This is a genomic window from Streptomyces sp. NPDC048361 (genome assembly GCF_040651795.1).
Lineage (GTDB): Bacteria > Actinomycetota > Actinomycetes > Streptomycetales > Streptomycetaceae > Streptomyces.
Window position 1 is genome coordinate 111,788 of record NZ_JBEZKW010000008.1, and the last position, 21,340, is coordinate 133,127.

12 protein-coding genes and 1 pseudogene are annotated in these 21,340 nt (G+C 69.7%); 7 read left to right on the plus strand and 6 right to left on the minus strand.

Translation table 11 applies throughout. From position 1 onward, the window contains the following. The first annotated feature begins 10 nt into the window (after window positions 1–10). Window positions 11–5,827, plus strand: coding sequence for an AAA domain-containing protein (locus AB0D31_RS07030; protein WP_362718128.1), 5,817 nt, complete (start codon window positions 11–13; stop codon window positions 5,825–5,827). Window positions 5,828–5,911: 84 nt separating this feature from the next. Here the strand turns inward: AB0D31_RS07030 and AB0D31_RS07035 are convergent, their stop codons facing one another. Together AB0D31_RS07035 and AB0D31_RS07040 are read right to left on the minus strand one after the other, a co-directional pair. Further along, entirely contained in the window at window positions 5,912–8,083 is a 2,172-nt protein-coding gene (locus AB0D31_RS07035) for a UvrD-helicase domain-containing protein (RefSeq protein WP_362718131.1), read from the minus strand. 475 nt (window positions 8,084–8,558) lie between these two features. Next, window positions 8,559–9,050, minus strand: a pseudogene (locus tag AB0D31_RS07040) (ABC transporter ATP-binding protein); the annotation flags it as partial. A gap of 1,003 nt (window positions 9,051–10,053) precedes the next feature. Between AB0D31_RS07040 and AB0D31_RS07045 the strand changes: the two are divergent. Then, entirely contained in the window at window positions 10,054–10,578 is a 525-nt protein-coding gene (locus tag AB0D31_RS07045) for a hypothetical protein (RefSeq protein ID WP_362718134.1), read from the plus strand. 129 nt (window positions 10,579–10,707) lie between these two features. Here AB0D31_RS07045 and AB0D31_RS07050 read toward each other — a convergent pair whose 3' ends face one another. Then, window positions 10,708–12,060: a hypothetical protein gene (locus AB0D31_RS07050; protein ID WP_362718137.1), complete on the minus strand. Its 1,353-nt coding sequence runs from the start codon at window positions 12,058–12,060 to the stop codon at window positions 10,708–10,710. Window positions 12,061–12,264: 204 nt separating this feature from the next. Between AB0D31_RS07050 and AB0D31_RS07055 the strand changes: the two genes are divergently transcribed. Continuing rightward, complete coding sequence (locus tag AB0D31_RS07055; protein WP_362718140.1) at window positions 12,265–12,969, plus strand: restriction endonuclease; 705 nt, start codon at window positions 12,265–12,267, stop codon at window positions 12,967–12,969. A 62-nt stretch (window positions 12,970–13,031) separates the two neighbouring features. Next, on the plus strand, window positions 13,032–13,874 hold the full coding sequence (locus tag AB0D31_RS07060) for a PE-PGRS family protein (RefSeq protein ID WP_362718142.1): 843 nt from the start codon (window positions 13,032–13,034) through the stop codon (window positions 13,872–13,874). On the opposite strand, the gene AB0D31_RS07065 is transcribed toward AB0D31_RS07060, so the two are convergent. The 3 genes from AB0D31_RS07065 to AB0D31_RS07075 form a co-directional block, all read right to left on the minus strand. Continuing rightward, window positions 13,804–15,318 carry a PE-PGRS family protein gene (locus tag AB0D31_RS07065; RefSeq protein ID WP_362718145.1) on the minus strand — a complete coding sequence of 505 codons (1,515 nt, stop codon included), beginning with the start codon at window positions 15,316–15,318 and terminating at the stop codon, window positions 13,804–13,806. The genes AB0D31_RS07060 and AB0D31_RS07065 overlap by 71 nt on opposite strands. A gap of 215 nt (window positions 15,319–15,533) precedes the next feature. Continuing rightward, window positions 15,534–16,946 carry a DNA-binding protein gene (locus tag AB0D31_RS07070; RefSeq protein WP_362718148.1) on the minus strand — a complete coding sequence of 471 codons (1,413 nt, stop codon included), beginning with the start codon at window positions 16,944–16,946 and terminating at the stop codon, window positions 15,534–15,536. Window positions 16,947–17,883: 937 nt separating this feature from the next. Next, window positions 17,884–18,576, minus strand: a complete 693-nt coding sequence (locus AB0D31_RS07075) for an AbiV family abortive infection protein (RefSeq protein ID WP_362718150.1) — start codon at window positions 18,574–18,576, stop codon at window positions 17,884–17,886. A gap of 645 nt (window positions 18,577–19,221) precedes the next feature. Between AB0D31_RS07075 and panD the strand changes: the two genes are divergently transcribed. The 3 genes from panD to AB0D31_RS07090 are packed head-to-tail and all read left to right on the plus strand — an operon-like array spanning window position 19,222 to window position 20,849. Then, window positions 19,222–19,665: an aspartate 1-decarboxylase gene (gene panD / locus AB0D31_RS07080; RefSeq protein ID WP_362718153.1), complete on the plus strand. Its 444-nt coding sequence runs from the start codon at window positions 19,222–19,224 to the stop codon at window positions 19,663–19,665. A gap of 60 nt (window positions 19,666–19,725) precedes the next feature. Next, window positions 19,726–20,055, plus strand: coding sequence for a GNAT family N-acetyltransferase (locus AB0D31_RS07085; protein ID WP_362718240.1), 330 nt, complete (start codon window positions 19,726–19,728; stop codon window positions 20,053–20,055). Beyond that, window positions 20,052–20,849, plus strand: coding sequence for an arylsulfatase (locus AB0D31_RS07090; RefSeq protein ID WP_362718156.1), 798 nt, complete (start codon window positions 20,052–20,054; stop codon window positions 20,847–20,849). Before AB0D31_RS07085 ends, AB0D31_RS07090 begins: the two co-directional genes overlap by 4 nt. Window positions 20,850–21,340: the final 491 nt, after the last annotated feature.

Genomic DNA, 21,340 nt, shown 5'->3' on the forward strand with positions numbered 1-21,340 from the left:
GGGTGGGCGTGTGAGTCAGGATGAGCGCGGGCTGAGCGACGGGCTGCGGCCCGTTGATTCTGTCTACCAGTACGCCGACGGCCTGTATGTGCGGGTGGGCGACGTCGTGCCCCACGCGCCGGCGGACGCGGGGGACTGTCACGGGCAGCGGCAGGGTGACGACCTGGTGCGCTGCACCCTGTCCCTGAGCAACGGAACCGGAAAGTCCCTCCCGCTCGACGGGATCACGCTGTTGGTGCGGGGAGGGCCGTACGGCAAGACGGCCCGTCAGGTGCAGGACTTCCGCAGCGGTGTCATCGACGACGTGCTGGAGGGCACCCTGCGCGCCGGGCGCAAGGTCTCCGCCACGTGGGCGTACAGCATTCCGGCCGGAACCGCCGGTGACCTGGACATCGAGGTCCGCTTCCCCGCGGGCGACCGGGGAAGTGTCACGTTCGGCACGGCGCCGGTCGCGGCCACGGAGGCCGCCCGGCGCCCGGCGCCGATCGCGTTCGACCAGTCCGTGCTGTTCGGTGAGCGACAGCCCTCGTTGTTCGCGGAACCCGACCCGGAACCCGACCCGGAGCCCGAGTGGGAGCCGGACCCGGAGCCCGAGCGGGAGAGCCCCCGACCACGGGATCCGGAAGCCGTCGCCGACGGTCTGGACGCCGCTCGGGTCCGCCAGATCTTCCGCTTCCTCGCCGAGGCCGAAGAGTCGAAATCGCGCCCCGTGCGGACACTCGAAGGCGCGGCCGGCGCCGTGTGGTTCGACGAACTGCCGGACGGCGACGGCGTAGCGGTGATGATCGACGGCGCTCTCCAGGGCGACGACCCGGCCTGGCTGACGGTCGCCCGCCCCGAACGCGAGGACGCGCCGCACCCCGAGCCGCTGCTGGCCCCCTGGGTGGACCAGACCCGTATCCGGGACTTCAAGGCAACCCGCGCCCCGCACCTGCGCAGGCGCGTGGAGCCCGAATTCCCCGACTGGTCCCGGGGCATCCCGCTCGAGAAGACCTACCACGAGCTGGACGAACACCCCGAGCGGGAGAAGATCGAGAAGCTCTACACCGCCTGGGAACAGGAGTGGCTCGCCTGGGCCCAACGGCGGCGCGCGATCGACCCCCTGGTCAGGCTGTACGACCGGCTGCACAAGATGCACGAGGACGCCGCGGGCCTCGGAGAGGCGTACGAACTCGTCCTCGGACTGGGCCGGCTCACCTGGCAGACGAGCACCGGACAAAGGGTGGAACGGCACCTGGTCACACACCGCGCCACTCTCCGCCTCGACCCGTTCACCGGCACGCTCACCGCCGCACCCGACCCCACCGGTGCGGGCCTGGAACTCGAAGAGGGCATGCTCGAAGGCGCCCAGCACGTGCCGGGCGCCGTGCGCGAGTCGATCGTCGAGGTGCTGGAAGACGCCTTGGACGTGACCGACCCCGAGCACCTCGGCGCGGTCCACACCGCACTGCGAAGCTGGGTCAACGCCGCGCACAGCGCCGGGAGTTACGCACCGACCGTCGAGCGCGCCAAGCCGCGCAGCCTCGACGTCCCGCAGGTGGGACTCGCCCCCGCACTCGTCCTGCGGGAGCGCAGTCGCCGCTCCACCATGGACGCGCTGAAAGCCATCGCCCGGCAGGTCGACGCGGGCACGCCGCCCACCGCCCTGCTCCGCTACATCGCCGGCCGGGACGGTGCGCTGACCGCCGCGGACCTCGCGGCAGCGCAGGACGACGGGACGGCCCCGGGCGGCGACGAGATGTACTTCGCGCTGCCCGCCAACGAAGAGCAGCGCACGATCGCCGAACGCCTGCGCACCAACCGGCTCGTGGTCGTCCAGGGGCCGCCCGGCACCGGCAAGACGCACACCATCGCGAACCTGGTCACCGACCTGCTCGCCCAGGGCAAGCGCGTGCTCATCACCAGCCACACCCCGCGGGCTCTGCGGGTGCTGCGCGACAAGCTCCCGGAGTCCGTCCGCGACCTGTGCGTGAGCCGCACCGAGGACGGCGCCGCCGCCCAGCGGGAGCTGGAGGCCTCCGTACAGCGGATCCTCGGCGAGTACGCGAGCTACGACGAGGGATTTTCCCGGAACCAGATCCGCACCCTCCAGGGCCGCCTGGCCAAGGCCCGCGCCGCTCAGCAGGCCATGCTGCGCGACCTCGCCGTCCTGCGCGAACAGGAGACGCACCGCTTCGACGCGGAGATCGGTGACTACAGCGGCAGCCTCCAGGAGGTCGCCGAACGGCTCACCGCGGAAGCGGGATCGTACGACTGGCTGGGAACCGTTCCCCAGGAACAGCCCGCACTGAGCCCCGGCGAAGCGCTGCGTCTGCTGCACACCACGCGTGCGTATACCCCGCACCATCAGTCCCTCGCGGCCGACGTGCCGGGGCCCTCCGAACTGCCGGGCGCCGGCGACTTCGAGGAGGCCGTTCGCGTCGTACGGTCGGCCGAGGAAGCACACGCGGCGGCGCGTCAGGACCCGCGGTGCGCGGAGTACGACATGGCGGTGAGGAGCCTGGGCGAGGAGGAACAGCGGCGGCTGTCCTCGGCGCTCGACGCCTTCACCACGGCCCGCGCCCGCGCCGCGGCGCTCGCCGCCACGGCCGGTGACTGGGCGGCGGCGCTCCTGGGGCAGGTGACCGAGGGACAGGACTGGCAGGCACGCAGTCGGCGCGCCGCCGTCACCGACACGCTGACGGCCGTCGACAGCTCGCTCGCCATCCTGGGCACGGCCATGGTGAGCGGTCTGGAGCAGTACGCCCCGGCTACGGCGCTCGCCCAGGCCACCGCCTTGCACGACGGTCTCGGCAGGGGCCAGAAACTGCGCGGCTCGCTGGGGATGCGCTCCAAGCTGGCGAAGACCGTCGGTGCGTTCGCGGAGAACGTACGCGTCGACGGCCGCGCACCGGACGACGTTCCGTCGTCGGCCGTCGTCGTCGCCCGCGTTCAGCTGGAACTGCGTCTGGCGCAGGTGGAGTCCGAGTGGGGCACCCCCGTCGACGCCTGGCAGGGACACGGACCGCGTCTCGCGCGGCTGCGGCAGGACGCGGAGGTGCTCGACGCGCTGCTCGCCGTCGGTAATGCCCGCACGGAGGTCCTGACCGCCGCGGCCACCTCCCCGGCCCTCGCCGTCGCCACCTGGCACGACCCGTCGGTGGACAACGCCGTACGCACCCTGCTGCGCGCCTCGTCCACCCTGCGCGCCGCCGAACAGTCCCGCAAGGTCATCGCGGACGCCGAGGAACTGCTGCGTGCCTGGAGCGACCGGCCCGGCGTGTCACCCGCCGTAGTGCGGGCCCACGGAGCCGTGCGCGACCGTGACGTCGACGGCTACCGCGCGTTCGGCGAGGAGATGGCCGAAGTGCGCGAGGCGGCCCGGTTGCGCGCAGAGCAGGATGGGGCCCTCGCGCGGGTCCGCGCGGTGTTCCCGGCGCTCGCGGACCGCATCACCGCGACGCACACGGACCCGGTCTGGGATGCCCGGCTGCCCTCGCTCACCGAGGCCTGGGCCTGGTCCGCCTGGCGCGACCGCATGGAGCGGTTGACCGATCCGGAGGCCGAGCGCGCCCTGCGGCGACGGTTGACGGAGGCGGACGACGAGGCCCGCATCATGCTCGCGCGGCTCGCCGCCGCCCGTGCCTGGCACCGCTGTCTGGGTCTGCTCACCGGCGACCAGTCCCGGGCGCTCAGCGCCTATCAGCAGGCCGCACGGCGGATCAAGGGCAAGTACCAGCACCGCTATCGGCGTGACGCGCAGGCCGCCCTGAGCAAGGCACAGACGGCGGTGCCCGCCTGGATCATGCCGCTGCACCAGGTCGCCGAGACCGTACCCATGGACCGGCCGGGACTGTTCGACGTCGTCATCGTGGACGAGGCCAGCCAGTCCGGCCTCGAGGCCATGCTGTTGAGCTGGATCGCCGACCGGATGGTCGTCGTCGGCGACAGCAAGCAGGTCAGCCCGTCCACCGTCGGCCTCAAGCAGGACGAGTACTTCCACCTCAGGGACCGGCTGCTCACCACGCTGGAACCGGACGTCCGCAGCCTGTTCGGGCCCGAGTCCAGCTTCTTCGACCTCACCGAAGCGCTCTCGGCCGGCCGAGGAACGCTGATGCTGAAAGAGCACTTCCGGTGCATGCCGGAGATCATCTCCTTCTCCAACGACCTGTGCTACAACCGTGATCTGCTGCCACTGCGGCAGTACGGTGCCGATCGGCTGCCGCCGGTCCGCACGGTGTACGTGGAGTCCGGCGAAGCCGTCGGTACCAACGCACGGCTGGCCAACACCGCCGAGGCGCGCGCCCTCGTCGACGCGATCGTGCGCTGTTGCGCGGACCCTGCCTACGCGGGCAAGACCATGGGCGTCATCAGCCTGCGCGCGAGCAAGGGGCATCTGACGGAGCTGGAGAACCTGCTCGCCGAACGGCTCGACTACGAGCAGCGCGAGGAGCGGCGCATCCGGGTGGGTGACGCCGAGGACTTCCAGGGCGATGAGCGGCACGTCATGTTCATCTCGCTCGTCAACTCGGCGACCACCGCCGCGGGAGCGGTGCCGGGCGGCTTCAACGGCAAGACCTACGAACAGCGCATCAACGTGGCGGCCTCGCGCGCCCAGGACCAGGTGTGGGTGTTCCACAGCGCACGCGTCGAGCAGTTCCACGAGAACGACCTGCGCCGACGGTGGCTCGATCACCTCACCCGTCCCGTGGAGGAGGACGTCGTCACGGTCGAGAGGGAGGTGCTGCCCGACGTCCGGCACGAGGCGTTCGAGAGCCTGTTCCAGCAGAGGGTGTACCTGGAACTGACGGCGCGGGGCCACCGGGTCCGTCCGGGTTACCGGGTGGGCCGCCACACGATCGACCTGGTCGTCGAGGGCGGAACGCGCCGTCTCGCGGTCGCCTGCGACGGTGACGCCTTCGCCGAAGGCGAGGACGCCTCCACGGCGGCCGCCAGACAGCGCGACTTGGAGCGCGTCGACTGGACCTTCGTCCGGATCCGCGGCAGTCGCTTCCACCTCGACCGCGAGCAGGCACTGGCCCCGCTCTGGGCCGAGCTGGAACGGCTGGGCATCGAAGCGGTCGGGCGGACACCGGTGGTCCCCGCAGCAGTCGGGCGGACACCGGTGGTCCCCGCAGCGGTCGTCGGCGGGGCCGCCGCCACACTCGGTGACGGCGCGGCGAGCGAGCCGAGCGCGGACAGGGGGACCGCTCCCGCACGGGGGACCGGGACCGCGGTGTCAAAGGCGCCCGCCGCATTTCCGGTGGACACGGCCCGCCCGGCAGGACACGTACTCGGATCCGAGGCCGCGACGGGGCCCGCGGTGACGGGGCCTGCGGTGACGGGGCCCGCAGCGACGGGGCCCGCGGTGACGGGGCCTGCCCCACGGGGTTCCCTGCCGGTCCGTGACATCCCCGCCGGAGCCTTCCAGCGGCTGGTGCGTGAGGTGCAGCAGTTGCAGGCGGCGGCCAACGCTCCCGCCGAGCACCGGGACGGAGTGGACGCGGCCCAACTCGTGTTCCTCCAGAAGACCCAGGCCGAGCGGCGCGACAGGTACACCAAGCGCCTCGCCTTCTTGCGGACCTTCCTCGACTCCGTCGGCGTCGCAGGAGGAGAGGTGCCCGGCATCGTGATTCCAGGCGCGTTGCTCCGGCTGGAATTCAACGGCCAGGTGGACGAGGACACGCTGTACACGATCGCCGAACTCCCCACCGGGGAGGCCGACATCGTCTCCCCGTCCTCACCTCTCGGCCACGCGCTGGCCTGGCAGCCGACCGGGCGCGAGATCTCGTACGACGCGTCCCAGGACAGCTCACGCACGGTCGTGGTGCGGGAGATCCACGTCTGATCGCGCCACAGCACCGTGATCGGACGTCCCCGGCCGGGCGGACCCCCTGTGGACCCGCCCGGCCGGGGCCCGTTGGGGGGTGGTTCAGCCGGTCACCGGGTCCAGCATGCGGCTCCGCTCACCGCTCCAGGAGAGCGCCAGCGCGTCGCGCGCCCGGGTGCAGGCCACGAAGAGCAGACAGTGCTCGGCCAACAGATCCGAGCGGTGCTGCACGGCGTCCTCGTCGGCCGGCGTCACCTGGGGAGCGAACGGCAGCGCGCCGGCCGTCACGCCGACGACGGCCACACAACGGAACTCCAGCCCCTTCATGGCATGCATCGTCGCCACGCGCACACCTGACACCGACGCTCCCGGATCGTCCTTGACCGCGACGGCGGGGACGCCCTCCCGGCGCAGACGGACGATGACGGCGTCGACCAGTGTGTTGAAGCGGGCGCACACCGCCACGTCGGAGGGGTGCACACCGTCCTGGTCGATCCAGGTGCGGATCTGCTCCACCAGAGCGCGCAGTTCGTCGTCCTGACTGCCGTGGCCGCGGGCCACCGGAACGCGGCCGTGCAACTCCGAGCGGTAGCCCCGAAGCGAGTCCGGAGCGGCGCCGTCCTCGTCGTCCTCACCGAGTCGTCCCACCGGCTGACCGTCCAGGAGCGACGCGGACCAGCGCAGGATCTCCTCCGTGCTGCGGTAGTTGAGGCGCAGCCGGGACGTCCGGCCCCGCACGTTGACACCCAGGGACCGCAGGGAGACCCGGGAGTCGTAGATGCGCTGATGGGGGTCGCCGACGAGGAACAGGTCATCCGCCTGACCGGCCACGCAGGCACGCAACACCCGCCACTGGGCCGGGTGCAGGTCCTGAGCCTCGTCCACCACGACGTGGCGGTAGCGGGGCACACGCTCGGCCAGAATCCGGGCGGCCTGGTCGCACACCATCGTGTACGTCGCGCAGTCGCGCGAGGCCAGGTCTCCCGTGAACCGTTCCATGACCCGCCACAGCCGGGCCCTTTGGACTCGTCCCACTTGTGTGCCGCGCCCCCTGCGCACACATCGCAGATACTCCTCCGGCGTGCGCAGCCCCTGCGCCAGGACGACATTGCGGAACTCCTGGGACAGGAACCGCTCCGACCAGGGCAGGTCCTCATGCGCGGCGGCACGGGACCACGCGCTCTTCTCCGCCGCCGCCGACAGCGGTTTCGGCGAGCCGCCCCTGGCCTCCCGGACGACCCGGGCGGCCAGCGCATCCACCGTCGTGACGTCCACGCGATCGAGCAGCCGCGCGTCCGCGTCGCCGAGCAGGAGCGCCAGGCTGTCCCGCAGGGCGGCCGCCATGGCGTTGGTGAACGTGGTGAGCAGGATGCGGTCGCCTTCGCGTCCGGTACGCAGCAGATGCCTCACCCGGTGCAGGGCGACGACCGTCTTGCCGGTGCCGGGCCCCCCGGTCACCTGGGCCGGCCCGTTGAAGCCCGCGTGGTAGGCGTATCGGCGCTGCGCGGGGTGCAGGAATACGCGCCAGCGGATGAAGTCCTCGGTGAGGATCCGCTCCAGCTCACCGGGGCCGGTGACCTCCACGATGCGGTTGGGCGTGTTGAGGATGGCCTCGCTGAGCGTGACGGCCGGCCTGTCCTCGGCGGTGCGCACCGTCTGCCCGCGGGGAGCGATCAACTGCTCCCAGACCTCCTGGGGCGCGTAGTCGGCCGCGAGGTATTCCAGTACCTCGTACTGGTCGGTGGGCATCATGGGGGGCGCCATGACCGAGAGGTCGTCGACGGTGACGCACACGCGCGCCAGACGCAGGACCTGCTCGTCGACGCCGAGGTCGCGCAGCACCGTGTCGGAGTGGTGCGCGAAGAGCCGGGCGGGGGTCCGGACCGCCTTCGTCTCGAAGTAGGTCTCCATCTGGTCGAGTGCCTCGACGTTGCGCACCTCAAGGCCGCCGGTGGCGCTGTTGACCGAATAGGCGCGCTTGCAGGCCCAGTTGATCGCTTCGTCGTGGGGTGCCACCCTGAGAAGGGTGAACAACTCGCTGCCGTCGTCAGGGGCCAGGAGAACACCGCGGTAGAACCGGGTGACCCGGATCGTACGGATGCGAGGGTCGCGCGCCCGCTCGAGCTTCTCCAGATGCATTCCCTTGCTGGCGTGCAGCTGAGGCACGGTCAGGCTGCGGAACATCTGGATCGTGTCGTTGACTTCCTTCTGGACAGGTCTCTGCAGGGAGATCAGATCCGCGACGAAGTCGTCGGAGAGAGCGAGGCGGGGCATGGAGGTCCTCGGGTCGCGAACGGGCGGCTGGCGCGGGGTGAGCGGCCACCAGCCTAGAGACCGACAGCGCACTGAGTGAGAGAGCCCCGATATTCGCTGTGTGAACTCAGTCAACGGATCTATTTTCTTGTGCTGTCGCACCACCCGGTGCACATCAGCGCTCCGACGGCCCTTTCCGTGAGGACCCACCACATGCCGGCCCAGCCTGCCCAGGTCGCTGTTCCGCACCGGCTCGACGAAGTACCCCAGACGTTCCGTGCCGGGAACTCCTACGCGGTGCGCGACGCACTCGTGCACTATGTCCGCAGGGATCTCCTGGGGCCGTGGGCCGTGGGCCGTGGGCCGTGGGCCGTGGGCCGTGGGCCGGTGGGCCGGTGGGCCGTAGGCCTGTGGGTCCGTGAACCCTGCCTCTCGCCGGGGAAAGGGATGCGTCCCAGCCGTCCGAGGATGGCCGGGACGCATCGCCCTGGCCGGCGACCTGCACCGTGAGTGCCTCATCGTTGCGGGACACCCCGTCCAACGTCCGGGCCGCGTACTCGTGGTCGCGTGCATGCGCGAACCGCAGGCTGATGTGGCCGCCGACCTGCTGCTTGAGCTCCTCCGCCGTGCCCTGGGCGACGATCTTTCCCTGGTGCAGCACAGCGATCCGGTCGGCGAGGTGGTCGGCCTCGTCGAGGTACTGGGTGGTGAGGAAGATCGTGACGCCGTCGTCGGTCACCAGGCGGCGGATGATGTCCCACATGGTCCGCCTGCTGCGCGGATCGAGGCCGGTGGTCGGCTCGTCGAGGAAGATCACCTGGGGACGGCCGACGAGCGTCATCGCGAGGTCCAGGCGGCGGCGCATCCCGCCCGAGTACGTCACCGCGGGCTGACGACCTGGTCCGCTCGGCCGAGCACTGGCACAAGGTCTACTCGACCCATCCTCGGCAGCAGACATCCGAAACCGACTGAGCGGGTCACGCCGGCCGCAGCTCTCGCCGAATCACTTCACTTCCGGCACGGTGTCGGCCGGCACGATCTCCGCCGTCACGATGTCCGACGTCACGGTTTCCGCCGTCACGCTCGGCGGACGTGCTGCGTAGGCTGGTGCCATCGTCGCGATGGGGCCCGGAAGAGCGAGCGCCAAGCGACGCGCTGTATGGTAGGGAAACCGCACTTGACCTGCGAAAACGCAGGCAGGGAGCTTATGTCCGGGAGTGTCTCGATGATACGTACCATGTTCAAGTCCAACACCTGACATCCGGACGTTTCCGCAGGTCAGCGGTGCGGCGACGGGGCTTTGGTCAGCAACGGTCAGCATCAGCCTCTTGGGTTGTTCATGGAGGCACACCAGCTGGCGGTTGCGCATGCTGCTGACACAGGCGGCTTGTCGGTACGCCGTGACAGCCTCTGCCACGTGGAGCCCGACGTCCTTGAGGCCGTCGCCCGGCCCGATCCGCCAGGCACACGGGTGCAGTCATCCACCGGATGGCGAGGGTGTGGTAAGGCGGTGGCGACCTTCTCTCCTTCGTTCAGGGGAAGGGAGCGCTATTTCCGCAGCAGTCCGATTTCAAAGTTCCTAGCGTCGGCAGCAGTGTTTCGCCGGGCGAGAGGAATCGAACGTGGCCGACCCCGCCGTAGGTGTGCGCCCACCCGCTGTAGCGCGCCGACTTCCCGGTCGGGCGAAGCGGCGCACAGACGTCCTGCGTGAGTATGAGGAACTCAATTCTGATCGCCGCAGGGGGATTCCTCCAGTGCTGTGGCCGTTCTTCGCACCGGACCCGGACCGGTACTACCGATGGCGGGTTCAGCTGGATTGCGCTTGCATCAAGGAGCTCTTGACACCTGGCGACTCCACCCCGCCGAACGAGAGGCAGTGGCGTGGCCTCGGGGACGGTGAAGCATTGCCGCCGGGTCAGGTGTACTGCCGACACGGTGATTCCGCTGATGCCCCCTACCGCGACATCGTTGAGTGGGGAGATCGACGGGAGGTGAGCTTTCCCGCCGACCCGGTGGAGCCACCCGAATGGGCCGATGCCGACGTGTGGGCCGTGATCCGCCACGATGAAGCACACACGTCGGCCTTCTGGAAGGTGACGCTGGCCTGCGGACACGTCGAAGAGGTCGTAGCGCCAGCCCTCGACTGGAAACCCGATGATGGGCCGCGCTTGGCCGAGGCCACGAGGGTGAAACAGATGATCGAGGAATTCGAGCAGGTCTGGGATTCAGACCCGATGCTTCAATCCGAACACCAACGTGAGCACACCCGCCGGATGCTGGCGGCAGGCTGGCCGCGTCCGAGGCCGGAACGGTCTTGCCATGCGTGTCCCCACGCTCGCGCGATTGTCGCCTATCAGCGCGTGGGCTGGCTCATTCCACGAAATGAGGCGCTGAAGCCCGAAATTCCGCCGCCCGCTCGCGCTGTCTTGGAGCGCCGACTGCGTCGGGCCGAGGCCGGGGCTGAGCGGCTACGAGTGCAGCTGGCCGGGCACGAGGAGCGACGGGACGGCCGATAGCCGGGCCTCGTAAGCGGCCAGCCCTCTTCCGGATCGGAGCCCTTCCGTTCCCACTCACACGGGCGGCGTTGGATGGTGTCGCGCCCGAGGGCACCCGGGCGCGACACCATCACACCTGCCCGGGCAGGGTCAGGTCAGTACGCGCATCGCGAGTACGGAGCCGTCCTGATGGATGGAGACCGGGCCGTCCCACTTCGAGTCCCATCCGAGCAGCGGCCATGTCTTCCGGTGGGCGTGGACCTCGGTGCGGTACCGCACCAGCTGACCGTTCTCGAGGTGGTGGAAGAGGTCCTTCGCGACTCCGGAGAAGGCCTCGACCCGGGTCCTGTTGAGACGGAAGACGTGATCGGTGCCGACGAAGTCGATGCCGTGGAGCCGTACGTACGCGTCTTGGACGCTGTCGGTGGCGGCATGGATCAGGCCCGTGAAGTGGCGCTGCCCCTGCCTCTTGGACAGGTACTGCGCGGTCGCCGTGCCATCTCCGGCGAAGGCCGTCAGGCCGGCGGCGGCGGTCCGGGCAAGGACCCGCCGAAACCACGGATAGTGCTCGGGCCGGACGTGGAATCCCGGCTCGGGCGCTGGCGGGCCTTCGCCCTCGTGAGGCCGCTGGATTCCCGGGTAGATGTTCTCGTCGTCGACGGGTTGATCGAGGTACTTGTCGGGGGTCTTGTGCGGGCCGTTCAGCAGGCCGCCGGTTCCCCGTGCCTGCAAGGCGTGCACCGTTAGGGGGCCCTCGGTCGGAAGCTCCGTGCTGAACACCAGGACCGGCGTCTCGTTCCACGCGCCGATGTGGACTGCCTCGACATGGGCGGAGGCGGACGCCAGCTGGGTGTGCGACGTGGCGGCGTTGCTGTGGTTGCCCTTGCAGGCGATCGGGATGGCCAACGACGGCTCGCCGGGCTTCCAGACCTCGGCGAAGAACTGCGGCCGGTAGCGGTAGCCGGATCGCGGCCCGGAGTCACGGCTGGTGAGGGCCCAGCCGGCCCGCAGCGCGGCGTCTGCGGGGATGATCGAGATCGAGTGATCCGGGTACCGGCGGCCCAGGAGCTGTCGGGCGAGAGTCAGGGCGAAGCCGGTGCCGAGTTCCCCGGACTGGATCGCCTTGTAGTAGTCCGCGGTCTCCCGGCCCTCTGCCGAGAGCGTCATGAAGGACTCGGCGCCGCCGGTCAGAGCCTGGCTGTACTTCAGGCATCCCCAGTGTTCCGCGAGCCCGCGGCCGGCTCCTCGCCGGGACAGGGCGATGGCCTGGCCGAGGGTGTGCAAGACGTCCCAGGGCGTGAGCTGGACGGTCCGGTCCAGCTCCTTTGCGGGTATGGGGCTCAGACCCGACTTGCGCCGGAGCTCTTCGAGCTCCTTCTTCTCGCGGGCCTTGTCGTCCTCGGCGGAGGCCTCATCGACCTTGCCGACCAGCCCGGTGCTGGAATGGGCGGAGATGTTGGACGGCTGGACGAGCTCCTTCAGTACGTCAGCGGCTGGCTTCAACCTGTTTCCCCTTACGGCTCGCACGGGTGGGACAGACCAACATCGCAAGCTATGCACCAGGACAGGGGCGCGCACAGGGCGTACGTGGGCACGCCGCTGCTTTGGGGCCCTGCTGCTGGGAGAGTGAGCCATGGCCAACAGGCGCTCTTACGCCTGCGGAGTTCCTCACCCACACTGGCGGCCGACACCAGGGGGAGGAAACGGGTGGCAGCTCGTAAGCCGAAGCGCCGGTTGTTCCGGCGTAAGCGCAGGGACGACCGGCTCGCTGCGGGAGCCGTTGGAGGTATCGCTGTTCTCGGCGTGCTCACGTCGTCGTGGGCGGTGATCTGGCCCTACCTGGTCGGGACTCTGGCAGTCGGGGCGGTGACCGCGGGCGGCTGGTGGTTGTGGAAGACGGACCGGCTCATCCGCAGCGGTGACCGGAGGTGGCGCCACGAGGACGCGGTCATCACTGGCCACCGGACCCTCACCGAAGTCGACGCGATGGACGGACCGGACTTCGAGGAGTTCGTGGCCGGCCTGTGCCGACGGGACGGATGCACCGACGTGCGCCGGGTCGGTCGCTCGCACGACGACGGCGCGGACGTCCGCGGACAGCTGCCCGACGGCCGGACCATGGTGATCCAGTGCAAGCGCTACAACCCGAAGCGGAAGATCTCCAACAGCGAGGTCCGCAACCTCCTCGGCTCCCAGGTGCACTTCGGCGCCGACGTCGCGATCTTCGTGACCACCACCTACTTCAGCGGCCCTGCCGAGCGCTGCGCCGTGCAGAACGGCGTCATGGCCGTCCACCGCGACCACCTCGGCCTGTGGAACAACGGTGCCGCACTGTCCGCCCTCGCCTCTGTCAACGGCTCCGGCCAGGGAGACCGCCAACACCGCGCCCGCCGGAAGGAGACGTACGGATAGCCGGAGACCCGGATTCTGCCGTTGACGGCCTCCAGGAGTCGTCGGACTGGCTCAATGGACCCATGGAGATCGGGGAGCACTGGGCCTATCGGGCAAGGCCGAAGGAACTGGGTGGTGCACTGCGCCGGGTGGAGATCGTCCGAGTGGGTGGCGCCGGCAGATCCGGGAGCGTCCATGTGCGTTTCTTGGATGGCGACGCGGCCGGCCTCCAGGAATGGGTGAGCCCCAGCTGTCTGCTCGTCCTCTGGGTTGACGTGGACTCCTTCCGGGTGGACGACGCGGCGGAGCTGGCCCTGGCCGAGGCATCGAGGGCAGTGAGGGGAAGTGCCGAATTTGAGGCGGCCAGGATGATCCTGGGCTTCGTCCGGCCCAAGGGCCGGCTTCGTCTGCGTAAGGCGGTGGCCGACGCGGGCGTCCTGGAGCTCGGGTGCCTCGAGGAGACCGCGCCACTCGTCGGCATGGACGCTGCCCTGCTGCGCGACGACCCGATGCTCCACGAGGACCGCAGAGGCTGCTCCTTGGTGGGCTGGCCGATCACCGAGCGGATCGCACGCCAGGTCGCCCAGCTGCTGGCCGAGGAGATCCTGCCGGAGGTCGACCAGCGGATACGAGCCATGGAAGAGGAACGTGATCGATCTTCTTGGTACGGCTACCAGCGACGGGACGACCGGATGCTGGACGCAGAGAAGGAAGCCCTGCACACGGTGCGCGAGTGGTGCGGGCAGGAAAAGGCAGAGCGCCACGACGAGCTGGTGGCCCTGAGGTCGGAGGTGCTACGACTCGGGGAACTGGTCGAGCGTGCCGTGAAGGCGCTCCGCGACCGGGGCCACGGCGTCATCGCCTCCACCATTGAGCGCGACCTGGGCGTCCATATCTCCAGCCTTGGTCCAGACGTTCGTCGCTGAACGCCCGCGAGCGCTCCGGCTCCGGACGCGTCTCGGGCTGGGCCGGGGCGGGCTTCGCCGGTGGCTTCTCCTTCTCGGGACGATGCGGGTGCCAGCCGTCGAGGAACGGACGAAGCTGGTCACCGGTCGGCTCCGCGTGGAAGTTCCGGCCGCGGAGCCCTCTGCGGCCCAGGACGGGATCGAGCCGGTCTGCCTCTGACCGTCCCCAGGCCGACCACTCCCGAAGGCTCTCTGCCTCGACAGGGTCCTCTGCCTGGTCAGCGGCGTCGTCCAGTGCGTCGCAGAAGGCCCGGATCTCACCGGCGGCTCGCCACTGGTTCAGAGCCGTCCCGAACTGCTCGGCCCGAGCCGCGTCCATCGCCTTGATCGAAGCCACGCTGACCGCGGCCTCCCACTTCTCCTGACGCCGCTGCTGCTTCTCCGCTTCCAGCTGTTGGCGCTCGGCTTCCTGCCGCGCCCGCTCCTCCTGCAGCCGACGCTGCTCCGCCTCGCGTTCCTCCCTCAGGCGGGGCTGTTCCGCCTCGTACTTCAGCCTGGCCCGCTCCTGCTCATGCGCACGTGCCTTCAGCACCTTGAAGACCACGTCGATCTGGTCTTCCAGCCGCTTCCCCTCGGTGTCGGCCCACTCCGTGTTGATGCCGAGGCGCAACTCGAGCTCTCCGGAGGGCTCGAACCGGTGCGCCGGCGTCACCCGCTGCCAGTCGTACGTGCGCCGGCCCGGCTGCTTGGGCACGTAACGGACCTGCCTCTGCCGCTCACGGAAGCTGATCTCGTAGGTGATGCCATGGACGGTGAGCAGCGGTCGCGGCTGCTTGCGCTTCCTGGACACCGCGATCTCGCCATGGAGAGCGAAGGCGCGCTCGGCGAACAGCCGGATCAGAGACAGAACGCGGGGGAGCACCTCCTCCGAGACCTCGAAGGCACTGTGGTCCTTCTCGACCGCCGCGATCACATCGTCGATGTCGGTCAGAGTTCTGCTGCGTGCCAGCCTGATGCGGTTCCACTCCGTGTCGTCCTCGCCGCTCACCCGCAGCAGCCCGAAGCAGATGTCCCCCTTGGCCCGCCCGGTGTACTTCAGGTGGTACCCGGCAGGGGGACACTGCCTCGCCACATCGAAGGCCCGCCGGTACTGGGCCCGTTCCGCCTCACCCGGATCCGGGATGCGCAGGAAACGCCCAGCCTGCTGCACTTCCGCGATCAAGGCCGCCCCGATATCGGCGGGGGAGGGCTGTGAAACCTTGGGCGCACGCTGAACACGAGTTTTCGGTTCGGCTGGGTTCTTGGGCTCGGGAGGCTCAGACTCCTGGGTCACCGCGGTGGCGGCCGCTGTCGTGCGGGATCTTCGAGGCGCGGGTTCAGGACGGTCCGGGTGGTGGCCGTGCTGGAGGTAGAAGCGCCCGGCATCGGAGACCTCCGCCTGCCACCGTCCGCCCTCCTTCGGCATGGTGATGAGGCCCCGTTCCTTCAGGGCACGCGCAGTAAGGGCGAGCCCCGGGGAATCTGACGTGACCGGGTCGCTTCCCTCCCCGATGCGTGTGAGGAGGGCGAGTTGGCGATCGTTGAGCGGTGTCCAACGGTGCATGTGATCGTCGTACCGTCAGCGATCCGGTGGGCACAAGCTGTGCGGTGGGCTTTCCGGGGCTGGTTCCCGGCCGGCTTCTACGGCAGTTCGGGGTCAGTCGCCAGGGTCTTCAGGGCGTCCACGGACAGGCGAGCAGTCGGATCCGCTGCCCCCGCATCGAAACGGACGCCCTCGGTCGTCAGGACGTCGGCGGGTGAGTCTGTGCGGGTGGGGTCGGTCCAGCGGAAGCCGGGGCTGACGCGGCCCGCCGCATTGAGGACCCGCCAGGCATTGGGGCACTGGCCGCAGGTTGCCAAGTGGGTGCCGACCGGGACGGCGTGGCGGCTGATCACGGCCGCCAAGTCCCCGTAGGTCGTCCACCGTCCGGCGGGGACGGCGTTCAGGAGGGTGTGCAGGCCTGTCCAGTCCTTTCTGGTGCCGTTGAGCTGCTTGGCCAGGCTCGCGAGGTGGGTGCCGGCCAGTGCTCCCCACTCGTCGGGGTCGACTGCGTCCGGGACGTGGGCGGTGTCGATGTCCCACCAGGTGGTGCCCTGTATGCCGTCGGCTTTGCGGCCGGTCACGCTGGTGAAGATGTGGTTGGCCAGTCCGGTCGGGGTGTACGGCTTGCCGTCGCTCTTCCACGTCAGCGGCTTGGCGGTGTTGTTGTTCCACGTGACACTTGCTCGGCTGCTGTCCTCATCGGCCCAGGCCAGGATGTCTTCGCGGATGCCTTCGGTTACTCCGTGCCTCGGCGTCAGCCGGAGCAGGGCCCCATCCGGGATCAGCCCGGCGCCGACTATGACGTGCACGGCGTTCTGGGCCCGCGAACGTTCCTCCAGCTTCTGGGCCGCGGCCTTGGCCTCGATCCTGGCCGGAGCGAGAGTGAACTCCTCCACCTCCGGGGTGGGGTAGAACTTGGTGAAGCCGGCGACGAGCTGGTCCTTCACCTTCCACAGCCCCACCTGGATGAGGTCGATATCGAGGTTCATCTCCGACAGCCACACCACGGTGTGGGTGACCTGCTTGGGGAAGTCGGCAGCGATGATCACCTGCCTGGGGCGCTGGAGCAGTTCAGGGCTCCAGTCCCCGTCCACGTGGTCCAGGAGGCGCTGACGGCACGTGTCGAGTTCGAGGATCTCGCCCCGACTCTTGCGGAACTCGCGGTGTGCCTGGGCCAGCGTGTCGAGGTCGAACCGGGACACCAGGGCGGCGTAGGTGATCGCCTGGAGGTGGATGTCGCGGTCGGCGGTACCCCGCTTCAGCTCGACCACCACGAGGCGCCCGGTGGCATCCAGGCCCAGGACATCCAAGCGGTCGCGCGCCGGCACCCCGTCCGTGTCGGCCCACCGATCGAACTCGGAGGTGATCACAAGCACCGAGTCGCCGAGGATCTGAGGGTGCGCGATCAGCCACTCCTGAAGGTGCTGCCGTTCGAGGAGGCCTTCCGCTGCCAGCGTGGTCGGTGGGACCGGCGTGGCCGAGCCCCCGTCAACGGTGAAGAGATGATCCACGTTGTCCCCCTGCCCCGATGCGTCAGCCAGGCGCTCTCACGCCGGCCGTCCCGAGCCTACGTGTGGGTCGCTCCCCGGGTCAGTTCGTTGCGGTAGATCGCCGAAGGGTTTGGGAGCCGAGTCGGGGCGGCGGGATTTGAACCCACGGCCTCGTCGGCCCGAAGAAGGGCACGCAGGTCCGGTTCCTGCTGGCTTGACGTTTACGCAGGTCAAAAGGTTGGTGTCGATCGGTTCGGAGTGGTCTTGCGGGGGTTTTGGGAGAAGATCTGCTCCAAGGTGTCCGCCCACGCATTGCTCGTGCGGTGCAGATCGGCTGAACCGCCCTTTCCGGGACTTCGATGCCTTCCGCCCCTGCCTGAGGCAGTTTGCCGAAACCGGGCGTGCACCTGCACATCTGGAGCGAGAATGGCCGCCTAGTGGATCACCGAGGCACAGGGGGCGGAGTTCGGCATGACGAGCCAGGCGGAAGTAGTCGGCCTGAGGATCGCTAGGGCGCTGTCGTACGTATGTGGGCATCGGGATGAACTTGCCGCGCTGCTCGACGAGGACGCCGACGCCTTGAATGCTGTCGAAGCCGCAATGGGCAGTCCGGTCGCGGATGACGCTTCGCTCACCGCTCTTCTAGACGCCTTGCACGCAGCGGTTCGACGCGCAGGCGATCCGTCGGGGGTGTATGGGGGCGCGGGCCGCAGCGTAATGCTGGCCGGTGTTGCTGATCTGGATGTCGTGTACCGATGCCCCCTGCAGCGGTGCCGGTGGAGCTTAGGCCGGCTGATGCCAGACGACGTGCCCACCTGCGTCGGGCAGCCAGAGCCAGCTCTCCGCCACGTCGTCCGCCATGCAGGAACGGCTGCAGGTCGGCGGCGCGACGTTCGGGGACCTTCGGCAGGCGGAGCGTCCCGTTGAGTCACCTCTGACGCCCTGAACCCGTTGAGTCCTACTGGCAGTCATCGTGCTCCGCCTCCCGATCGAGTGCTCCGGAGGCGGCGGCCCAGTCTTCTGGATGGGAGACCGGCAGCAGACGGAACTGCTGCTGGTGGGTGCTGTCGTAAGGAGTCACGGCGTCGAACTTTATACGGCTGTGATCCTGGATGAGTAGCATCTCGCTCACCTGGGCCGCAGCCTGCAGGTCGTCTGCCGTCGTCCCGGCCGGAATGGCCGACGGAGACAGGATGGCTTCGTCGTCATCGCGGTCAACGTAGAAGCCCCGCTGCTTGGCGAGGTTGGCCTCGCGCGCCGCGGTCTCGGCTTCCACCTGCCGCTGCTGATGGGCCTCCTTCCACGACACGTCGGATCCCATCGCGCGCACGCGGTTGTAGCCACCCCAGAATACCGCGAGCTCATCGCCGAAGACGACAGCCTCGAGGTACTTCTTCGTGTGGCTGCGGCCGTGCGTGGCCAGCGCATCCACCCTGCGTGGCGCCTCATCCCCCTGACTCCAGGCGCCCTGGAAGACGTCGTAGACCCAGAGTGCTTTCCCGAGCTCTTCCTGTGCCAGGACGGTGAGAGATCGTGCCCGCCCGTGTGAGCCGGCGGCCAGCAGGGTGTGGGCGTCGGCAATCAACGCGGAGGCGTTGTCCACCAACGCCTTCCAAAACTTGCGTGCCTGCCCGGGGCTCATCTCGAGCATGGCATCAGTGTGCCCTGCGGGCTCGGCTCTTGCGGTTCGAGCCCGCAGTCGCTTTTGGCGTGGGCCTGCATACCAGGCGCGTGATCCCAGGGTGCTGTCGTCCGGTGTCCGTCGCGCCCGCGCCCGACGGGCTGCACGCAACGCTGCTCGCTGTTCTGGCTGGACATAGCGAAGGAACGCGGCCTTTTTGATCAGAGGGGCGACGTCGGCGACTTCGGCGTGAGAGAAGTCGAGCCCTTTTTGCAGGCTCCAGTTCCTGAGCAGGCGTGCCTCGTCCAAGTCCCGGACTACCTCAGTGGGACCCCCAGGTTCACGAGGTCCGCAATCATGGCGATCAAGTTTCTGCCTTCGGCGCCGCGGTCCGCGCAGTGAGTCGTCCTGCACACCTGACACGCCTGATGTGTCGTCAGGTAAGTCAGCATCTGGTCAGCATCGGTCCCCGAACATGCCGACGTGGCTGTCCGATTCGACCTTGTTCGGCGGCGCCACAACAGCCTGGCTCGCACGGACGTGCAGGCAAGGAGCCTTCTCGCCAGCGGGAATCGATGTTCCTTTTAATCTTCGATCCGACGCGTGTCGGTGTAAAGTGAAAACCGCCCTTGACCTGCAGAAAGCTGGCAGGGAGCCGTCTTCTAGGAGTTCAAAATGCTGCGCACCATGTTCAAGTCCAAGATCCACCGGGCCACCGTGACCCAGGCCGACCTGCATTACGTGGGCTCGGTGACCGTGGATGCCGAGCTCATGGAGGCGGCGGACCTGCTGCCCGGCGAGCTGGTCCACATCGTCGACATCGACAACGGCAGCCGCCTGGAGACGTACGTCATCGAGGGCGAGCGCGGCTCCGGTGTCATCGGGATCAACGGGGCCGCCGCCCACCTCGTGCACCCCGGGGATCTGGTGATCCTCATCAGTTACGCCCAGATCGACGACGTCGAGGCACGGGCGTTCAAGCCGAGCGTGGTGCATGTGGACGCCGACAACCGGATCGTGGAGATCGGCGCCGACGCCTCCGCGCCCGTACCCGGCAGCGACCAGGAGCGCAGCCCGCACGCGCTGATTCCCCATCCGCAGGGCACCCCGCAGTGCTGACGGGGTGGGGGCGGCCCGGCCGGCGCCGCTTTCTTGGAGAGGAGTCGCGCCTTGGCGCAGATGCGGGACGACCGTGCGCGAGGAGTGCTCACCGCGTCCGAGGACGGTGAAGTGGTCGGGCACATCGACTACTTCACGCTCGACGCGCGGCCCGGTGTGCTGGTCGTGGTGCACACCGTGGTGGAGCCCGCGCATGAGGGCAAGGGCATCGCGAGCGCCCTGGTGCGGGAGTTCTACGCCATGGCGGCCCGTGAAGGCGCCCCGGTCGTTCCGCTGTGTCCGTACGCCGCGACCTGGGCCTCGCGCCACCCCGACGAGGCGCCGGCCGCACCCGCCCCACTGATCGAGGCGGCCCGGGCCCGGCTCGCGGCGGAACCGGAGCGCTGGTGACGACGCTCGCGCTCCTGCACACCTCGCCGGTCCACGTTCCGGTCTTCGACGCCCTGCGCGACGACGAGGCACCCGGCATCCAGCTGCGCCACCTCGTACACGCCCAACTGCTGGACAGGGCGCGGGAGTCGGGGCCGGACGCGGTCGCCGGCGGCGTGCGTACGGTCCTGGCCGACGCGGTGGCCCGAGGTGCGGGCGCGGTCCTGTGTACATGCTCCACGATCGGCGCCGTCGCCGAGGCGGAGGCGGCCTCGCTCGGCGTACCGGTGCTCCGGGTCGACCGGCCGATGGCCGCGGCCGCGGTGGCGGCCGGCCCTCGGATCGTCGTGGTGGCGGCCCTCGCATCCACCCTGGAGCCGACCGCCGCGCTGATCCGCGAGGAGGCCCGCGCTCGTGAGGATGCCTGCGCTCGCGAGGATGCTCGCGCCCGTGAAGGGGCTCGCGCAATCGCAGGCGCCCGCGCTCGCGAGGAGGCCCGCGCCTGTGAAGGGGCCCGCGCCGGTGAGGAGGCCTGCGCCCGTGAGGTGGTCGGCGTCCGGTCGCTCGACCTGCGCATGGTTCTTGCCGACGACGCCTGGGCGCACTTCGAGTCGGGCGACATGGATGCGTACGCCGCGGCGATCGTCCGCACGGTGGACGCGCTGCGCCACGTCGACGTCGTCGTCCTCGCGCAGGCCTCGATGGCCCCCGCCGCCGCTCGGGCCGCGATCGGCGTTCCCGTCCTGGCCAGTCCCCGGCTCGGGCTGCGGGCGGCGGCTGCCTCGGTGGGTCGACTGACTCGGTGGGTCGGCTGACTCGGCGGGTCGGCTGACTCGGACGGGTTGAACCGGCGGGCGCAGGGCAGGCGGGCGGGTGAAGCTGAACTCGAACCTTGAGGAGGCCGACCATGACCGTGCCGCATCCGGAACCGACCCCGCCGTGGCCCACACCCCTGCCCGACCCCGAACCGGGACCGATCCCCAACCCTGGCCCGGGACCCGGCCCCGACCCGGTCCCGCCGAGGCCCGGCCCCGGCCCCGATCCCCAGCCACCGAGCCCGGGCCCCGACCCCAGGCCGCCGCAGCCGGGCCCGGACCCGGATGTCCCGGACCCCGTCCCGCAGCCCCCCGGCCCCGACCCCGTACCGGGCCCGCCCCAGCCGGAACCGGCCGGCTGAGCGTTCCCGTACCGGTCCGGCAGCCGGAGCCGGACGGGCGAGCGATGCCATCCGGGTCCGGCAGCCGGGGTTGCGGCTGCGACTGAGCCAGAACCAGACCAGTGCCAGTGCCAGAGCCGGGGCCGGGGC

Excerpts from the sequence above, each read along its gene's own strand:
- AB0D31_RS07035 (WP_362718131.1), bottom strand. The coding sequence starts at position 8,083 with ATGCCCCGCCTCGCTCTCTCCGACGACTTCGTCGCGGATCTGATCTCC.
- AB0D31_RS07060 (WP_362718142.1), top strand. The coding sequence starts at position 13,032 with ATGGAGATCGGGGAGCACTGGGCCTATCGGGCAAGGCCGAAGGAACTG.
- AB0D31_RS07065 (WP_362718145.1), bottom strand. The coding sequence starts at position 15,318 with ATGCCGAAGGAGGGCGGACGGTGGCAGGCGGAGGTCTCCGATGCCGGG.
- AB0D31_RS07075 (WP_362718150.1), bottom strand. The coding sequence starts at position 18,576 with ATGCTCGAGATGAGCCCCGGGCAGGCACGCAAGTTTTGGAAGGCGTTG.
- panD (WP_362718153.1), top strand. The coding sequence starts at position 19,222 with ATGCTGCGCACCATGTTCAAGTCCAAGATCCACCGGGCCACCGTGACC.
- AB0D31_RS07085 (WP_362718240.1), top strand. The coding sequence starts at position 19,726 with ATGCGGGACGACCGTGCGCGAGGAGTGCTCACCGCGTCCGAGGACGGT.